The sequence below is a fragment of the Streptomyces sp. SPB074 genome (assembly GCF_000154905.1).
Taxonomy (GTDB): Bacteria; Actinomycetota; Actinomycetes; order Streptomycetales; family Streptomycetaceae; genus Streptomyces.
Genome location: NZ_GG770539.1, coordinates 857,091 through 863,700 on the forward strand (window position 1 = coordinate 857,091; position 6,610 = coordinate 863,700).

Sequence of the window (6,610 nt, forward strand, 5' to 3'; positions counted from 1 at the left end):
GATGCCGTGATCACTCTCTACCGCCCCGGGACGGGCTGGCTGCACCGGCTGCCCGCCGGTCCGAAGGCGTGCGGCACGCTCGTCGTCGTGCTCGTCCTCTCGCTCCTGCCCACCGCCTGGTGGACGGCCGCGCTCGCCGTGTCCGTCACCGTGCTCGGGTACGTGGCCTCGGGGCTCGGCCTGCGCGAGCTGAGCCGGCAGGTGCTCCTCGTCCGCTGGATCATCGCCGTCACCGTGATCGCGCAGCTGGTCTTCCTCGACGTCGAGGCGGCGCTCTCGAACACCTCTCGCATGATGGCGGCCATCCTCTTCGCCGCGCTGCTCGTGCTGAGCACTCGTGCCGCCGATCTCCTCGACGCCTTCGAACGGGGGCTGCGCCCGTTCGGGCGGCTCGGGATCGACCCGGCGAGGATCGCGCTCATGCTCGCGGTCGCGATCAACACGATCCCCGTGCTCGCGCGGCTGGCGCTCAGCGTGCGGGACGCGCAACGGGCGCGCGGCGGCGGGTCGAGCCTGTTCGCCTTCGTGGTGCCGTTCCTCGTGGTGGCGTTGAAGTACGCCGACGAACTCGGTGACGCCCTCACGGCCAGGGGCGTGCGGTGAGCGCCGGGCACGGCGCGGCGTCGCCGGTGCGGGTCCTCGGCAAGACCGTCGACGAGGAGACGCGATGCGCGCACTACGCGACGGCGCTCGACGTCATCGCCATCCGCTTCGCCTGCTGCGGCGCGTACTACCCGTGCCACCTCTGCCACGCGGAGTGCGCGGACCATCCCGCCGAGCAGTGGCCGCGCGCGGAGCGCGGGCGGAAGGCGATCCTGTGCGGGGTCTGCTCCACCGAGCTGACCATCTCCGTCTACCTGGACGTCGATGCCTGCCCCGCCTGCGCCGCCGCGTTCAACCCCGGCTGCAAGCTCCACCGCCACTACTACTTCCAGAGCTGAACCCTCCACCCGAGCCGGCGGCCACGCGCTTGCTCCGCCCGGGGGCCGAGGCGGCCAGGGCAACGGCAAGCGCGCACCGTCCGCTTGTCGCGCGCCACGAGGGAGCGGGCGCGGGTCCGTGGTGCCTGTCAGCGGCTCAGCCACCACACGAGTGCTCCGCCGAGGGCGAGGAGGAGGCACAGGGCCGCGTTGGTGCGGCGGTAGTCGGCCAGGAGGGCGACGAACTCGCGGATCGTGGCGCTGGGCCAGAAGTACGTGGCCGTGGGCGCGCCGATGACGTGGCCCCGCACTCCGGCGCGGCGGGGGGTGACGGCGGTGCGGAAGACGTGGTAGTTGCTCGTCACGACGACGCAGCGGTAGCCGGGCTTCGCCTTCGCCATGAGGGCGTGGCTGTTGCGGAGGTTCTCGCCGGTCGTCGCGGAGTCCGGCTCGCGCACGAGGAGCCGATCGGGGAAGCCCTTCTCCAGGACGTACCGTGCCATCGCCTCCGCCTCGGGCAGTGTCTCGTCGCCGCCCTTGCCGCCGGAGAGGAGCAGGAGCGGTTCGCGCCCCCGTCGGGTGAGCGTGCGGAGAGCGGCCAGTCCCCGGTCCAGGCGGGCGGCGAGCGGCGGCGAGACGCGCTCGCCGCCGAGGAGTCCGGCACCGAGCACCACCACGTAGTCGGTCCGGCGGCGGACGCGGAGGTGGCCGTAGAGGAAGGCGTAGGCGAGCAGGCAGGAGAAGAGGAAGCCGAAGTACCCGGCGATCGCGGTGACCGTGCCGGCGAGCACGAGGAGGGCGCGGGCGTGCAGGGCGAAGGCGGTGACGAGCAGGGCGGCGAGCGCGAGCAGTCCGAGCCCGGCGAGCAGGGAGAGCAGGTTGGCCGGGCCGCGGCCCTCCCTGCGGACCATCGTGACGCCGTTGGCGAGGAGGAAGGGGGCCGGGACGAGGACGCACAGGGCGCCGACGACGACGGCCGCGACCGCCACGTCGCGCCCGGCGAGGGTGTCCTCGCGGACGAGGACGAGGCACCAAACGGCGAGGGCGAGGGCGAGGGACAGGCCGAGCAGGACGGCGTTGCTGAAACGGCGGCGGTCCCGGAGCACTCCCACGCAGCACAAGAGGAACGTCACGGCCGCGGGGATGTAGGCCAACATGCGGAGAGTCTAAGGTGCTTGGCCGGCCGCGGAGCCGCCCGTCCGCGGGGACCGCGCCCGGGCGGGTGACGGGGCCGGAGGGCGGGGGCTCATGCTTTGCGCCGCATGGACTCCCGGGCCGGGTTCGCCTGCCGCTCCGCCTTCGGGTCGCGTTCCGCGGCCCTCGCGCGGACGCCCTCCTCGACGCGGGTGCCGGTCTCCTCGTCGATGTGCCGCCAGTAGGCGAAGGCGCGCTCCAGGACGGGCTCGGTGACGCCGTTGAGCAGGTGGCCCACGACGTTCTCCACGAGGCGCCCGCGCGCGGCCTCGTCCATGACCTCCCGGACCAGCGTGTGCGCCTGTCCCCAGTCGTCGTCGGCGGCGTGGCTCACGTAGGCGGCGCGGGTGATCTCGCCGTCGGCGTGCCAGCTCGGCGGGGTGCCGAAGCGCTCCGTGTCGGCGGCCGGGCCGCCCTTGGAGTTGGGCGCGTAGACGGGGTCCGTCGTCTTGCGGAAGGCCATCCGGCCGTCCTTCGAGTACGAATGGACGGGGACGACCGGGGCGTTGACGGGAAGCTGCTGGTAGTTGGCGCCGATGCGGTAGCGGTGGGCGTCCGCGTAGGAGAAGAGGCGGCCCAGGAGCATCCGGTCCGGGCTCGGGCCGATGCCGGGCACGAAGTTGTTCGGCTGGAAGGCCGCCTGCTCGATCTCGGCGTGGTGGTCGGTGGGGTTGCGGTCGAGCGTCATGCGGCCGACCTCGATGAGCGGGTAGTCGCCGTGCGGCCACACCTTCGTGAGGTCGAAGGGGTTGAAGCGGTAGCCCTCGGCGTCCGCGTACGGCATGACCTGCACGTACAGCGTCCAGCTCGGGAACGCGCCGTCCCTGATGTGCTCGAAGAGGTCCCGCGTGTGGTAGTCGGTGTCCGCCGAGGCCATCTGGTCGGCCTCGTCCTGGGTGAAGTGCTCCAGTCCCTGGTCGGTCTTGAAGTGGTACTTGACCCAGAACCGCTCGCCGCTCGCGTTGCTCCACTGGTAGGTGTGGGAGCCGTAGCCGTTCATGTGCCGCCACGTGCGCGGGATGCCCCGGTCGCCCATGAGCCAGGCCACCTGGTGGGCGGACTCGGGCGAGAGCGTCCAGAAGTCCCACTGCATGTCGTGGTCGCGGAGGTTGTTGTCCGCGCGGCGCTTCTGGGAGCGGATGAAGTGCTGGAACTTCATCGGGTCCTTGATGAAGAAGACCGGGGTGTTGTTGCCGACGAGGTCGTAGTTGCCCTGTGAGGTGTAGAACTTCGGGGCGAAACCGCGCGGGTCGCGCCACGTGTCCGGGCTGCCCCGCTCCCCCGCCACGGTCGAGAACCGGGCGAGCAGTTCGGTCCGGGTGCCGGGCCGGAACACCTCCGCCTTCGTGTACGCCGTCACGTCCCCGGTCACCTCGAAGTGGCCGAAGGCGCCGCTGCCCTTGGCGTGCGGCTGCCGCTCCGGGATGCGCTCCCGGTTGAACTGGGCCATCTGCTCGATGAGATACCCGTCCTGAAGCAGCAGCGGCCCGCCCGCTCCCACGGTCAGGGAGTGCTCGTCGCTCTCGACGGGCGCACCCGAGTCCGTGGTGGTTGCCGGGATGTCGGACGTGTGGCCGCCTCTCCTCGCTGTCGTGCGCGGTGCTCCGCTCCGCCGGAGGCGGGGGGACCGCTTCCGGCCCGCGTATCCGCCCGGGCGGGAGTGAAACCTGCGCGGGCCGTGTGTCCACCCGGACGGGGCGGGCGCGGCGGGGTAGAGCTGGGGGCGTGACAGGAGAGCGGGAACCGGAGCGGACGGCGGACGGGCACCACGTACGCGTGCGGGGGCGCCGCTGGCGCGCCACCGATCCCGCGCTGCCCGAGGAGGTCGCGCGGCGGCTGCGGCACCACCTGATGGCCGCGCGACGTGCGGTGGGGGCGGCGCTGCGCGCGCGGGACGCGGCGGCGGAGCGGGCGGCCCGGGAGCGGGTGGGGATCGCGAAGCGGGCGCTGGGCGAGCGGGGCGACCCTCCGTGGTGGGAGCAGGACGCGGCGGCGCGCGAGCGGCGCTGGGAGGAGGGTCTGCGGGCGCTGGACGAGAGCGGGTGAGGCCGGGGAGCCGGTGGCGCCCCGGGAGGCGCCCAGGCGCGGGCCGTCCTCTCAGGGGCCGACGGGACGGCTCTCGTGCGGCTCCGGCTCCGGGTGGGCGCCGGTGAGCTCGGGTTCCAGGCCGTCCGTGAGCGCATCGCCGGAGTGCCCGGTGTCGGTGCGCCAGCTCCGGAAGGCCCAGGCGGTCGCCGCGACGACCGCGAGACCCAGCAGGCAGCCGCCGACGACGTCGCTGAACCAGTGCACGCCGAGCGCGACGCGCGTGAAGCACACGCCGACGACGGAGACGATGCCGACCGCCCAGCACACGGGCCGCCAGGCCTGCGGCACGAAGGGCAGCAGGACGAGGACGGCGAAGGACGTCGTGGCCGTCATCGCTGGCCGAGGGAGGAGTAGCCGGGCGCGTGCGCCACCGGGTCCCGGAAGGCGGGGCGGGCCCGCTCCACGGCGAGCTTCACGAGCAGTCCCACGAGGGCGCCGGCCACCGCGGTCACCCCCGACCAGGCGGCGAGCCGCCAGGCGCGCCGGTACAGCAGCCAGCAGGTGAGGGCGGCGACGGCCAGGCGCAGCGTCACCGGGTCCCACACGTGGTCCGACAGGAGGCGCAGCGCCGAGGTCCACGCCGGGTGGTCGAGCGCGACCCGGTTGAGCCGCCCCGCCGCGCCCGCGTCCACCCGGTGCAGCGGGCGCCACTCGGTCTCCACGAGCACCACGAGCAGCCCGAAGGGCACGGCGGCGAGCGCGGTGACGGCGGCGACCCCGAGCAGCCGGACACCGAACCTGCGGTCGGCGGGCCGCCGGTGGCGGTCGGCGAGGCGGCGCGGCAAGGACACGGTGTCACACTCCGGGATCGGGTCGTACGGGAAAGGGCACGTGTGCGCGGGAGGCTTCGAGATGGGCGGCGAAGGAGAGGCCGAGGAAGAGGCACACCGAGGTGAGGTAGGCCCACAGCAGCAGCGACATGAAGGCGCTGAGCGGTCCGTAGACGGTGTCGAAGGAGCCGCTCAGGCGCAGGTACAGGCTCAGCAGATAGGTCAGCAGCGTCCACAGGCTCAGGTAGACGCCGGCGCCGAACGCGAGCCAGGTGTAGCCGGGTTGCTTGCGGCGCGGGGCGCTGCGGAAGACGACGCTGGCGGCGATGAGCGCGAGCAGCAGGCCGAGGGGCCAGCGCGCGTACTCCCACACCGCGCGGGCGTGCGCGCCGAGCCCGTAGACGGTGGTGGCGGCGGTCGCGAGGTGGCCGCCCGCGATCATGACGACGAAGCCGAGGCCGAGCGGGATGCCCGCGGTGAGCGCCATGACGAGGCCGCGCCCGTACTTGAGGTGGAAGGGGCGGTCTCGCTCGTTGCCGTAGATGCGGTTGGCGCCGCGCTCGATCTGGCACATCGCGGTCGTGACGTTGACGAGCGAGAAGATCGCGCCGAACCAGAGGGCGATCTCGTCGCCGTCCCCGGCCGCGTACTCGCCGCGTTCGAGGGCCTCGTCCACGACCTCCGCGCTGGGCCCGGCGGCGACGCCGTGCAGGGTGAGCTGGGCCAGGCGCCCCAGGTTCTCGGTGTGCAGGGAGGTGGAGAGGCCGACGGAGGCGATGACGAGCGGGGTGACGGCGAGCACGGTCTGGAGCGCGAGGGCGCGCGCGTTGGTGAAGCCGTCCGCGTAGCGGAAGCGCACGAAGGAGTCGCGGGCGAGCTGCCAGCGGCCGTAGCGGCGCAGTGCGGCCAGCGCCTCGTCGGCGGACAGCTCCTCACCGGTCATGTCCCGGGTCACCGGGACCTTGGAGACGGTGCCCATCTACGCGGTCACCGCCCCCGGCGCAGGCCGCGGGACGGGCGCGGCGCCCTCCTCGCGCGGGACGAGGACGGTGAGCGCGCCGGGGAGCACGGAGAGCATCAGGCGGGTGCCGTGCGCGGCGCTCTCGCCGTCGTACTCGCGCGGCTGCGGGGTGGCGAAGGTGAGTTCGGCGTGCCGGAAGCGGAAGTACTCGACGGGGTGCGGTTCCCGCCCGGTGGCGGTGGTGTCCTGGTGGCGCAGCAGGGTGCGCAGGGTGCGCAGCCAGCCGCCCGCGCCGCGCGGGTCGAGGACCAGCAGGTCCAGGTACCCGTCGTCGGGGGCGGCGTCCGGGACGATCCGGACGCCGCCCTGGAGGGTGCCGACGTTGGCGGCGAGGATCATGCGGGCCTCGCGGCGCAGGGCCGGGCCGCCGTCCAGGCGCAGCGTCACCCCGGTACGGCCCTTGCCGATCTCCTCCATCCCGGCGAGTACGTAGGCGGGCCAGCCGAGGGCGGACTTGGCCCGGTCCCCGGTGCGTTCCATGACGGCCGCGTCGAGGCCTGCCCCCGCCATGACGGCGAAGGCGGTCGCGGGGAGCCCGTCGCCCTCGACACGGCCGAGGTCGACGCCCCGGGCGCGTCCGGTCAGGGCGCGCTCCAGGGCCTTGGCCGGGTCGAGGG

General features: G+C 73.8%; 7 protein-coding genes and 1 pseudogene. 3 read left to right on the forward strand and 5 right to left on the reverse strand.

Annotation, left to right across the window (positions count from 1 at the left end; translation table 11 throughout):
- Positions 1–6 precede the first annotated feature (6 nt).
- The gene (locus tag SSBG_RS03520; RefSeq protein WP_008744850.1) at positions 7–603 is read left to right on the forward strand and encodes an energy-coupling factor transporter transmembrane component T family protein; all 597 of its coding nucleotides are present in this window, start codon (positions 7–9) and stop codon (positions 601–603) included.
- Positions 600–941, forward strand: coding sequence for a CHY zinc finger protein (locus SSBG_RS03525; RefSeq protein ID WP_008744851.1), 342 nt, complete (start codon positions 600–602; stop codon positions 939–941). Before SSBG_RS03520 ends, SSBG_RS03525 begins: the two co-directional genes overlap by 4 nt.
- A gap of 128 nt (positions 942–1,069) precedes the next feature.
- Here SSBG_RS03525 and SSBG_RS03530 read toward each other — a convergent pair whose 3' ends face one another.
- Both SSBG_RS03530 and SSBG_RS03535 read right to left on the reverse strand, forming a co-directional pair.
- Positions 1,070–2,077: a YdcF family protein gene (locus tag SSBG_RS03530; protein ID WP_008744852.1), complete on the reverse strand. Its 1,008-nt coding sequence runs from the start codon at positions 2,075–2,077 to the stop codon at positions 1,070–1,072.
- Between the two features lie 89 nt (positions 2,078–2,166).
- The gene (locus tag SSBG_RS03535; RefSeq protein WP_037871036.1) at positions 2,167–3,675 is read right to left on the reverse strand and encodes a catalase; all 1,509 of its coding nucleotides are present in this window, start codon (positions 3,673–3,675) and stop codon (positions 2,167–2,169) included.
- Positions 3,676–3,839: 164 nt separating this feature from the next.
- Here SSBG_RS03535 and SSBG_RS03540 point away from each other — a divergent pair, with 164 nt between their 5' ends.
- A complete protein-coding gene (locus SSBG_RS03540; RefSeq protein ID WP_037871037.1) occupies positions 3,840–4,160 on the forward strand; it encodes a hypothetical protein in 321 nt (106 codons plus the stop codon).
- Positions 4,161–4,211: 51 nt separating this feature from the next.
- Here the strand turns inward: SSBG_RS03540 and SSBG_RS03545 are convergent.
- The 3 genes and pseudogenes from SSBG_RS03545 to SSBG_RS03555 all read right to left on the reverse strand — a co-directional run.
- Positions 4,212–4,993: pseudogene (locus SSBG_RS03545) on the reverse strand (phosphatase PAP2 family protein).
- 4 nt (positions 4,994–4,997) lie between these two features.
- The gene (locus SSBG_RS03550; RefSeq protein ID WP_008744854.1) at positions 4,998–5,951 is read right to left on the reverse strand and encodes a YihY/virulence factor BrkB family protein; all 954 of its coding nucleotides are present in this window, start codon (positions 5,949–5,951) and stop codon (positions 4,998–5,000) included.
- Positions 5,952–6,610, reverse strand: a 659-nt coding sequence (locus SSBG_RS03555; RefSeq protein WP_037868854.1) for a hypothetical protein, incomplete at its 5' end; no start/stop codon positions are given.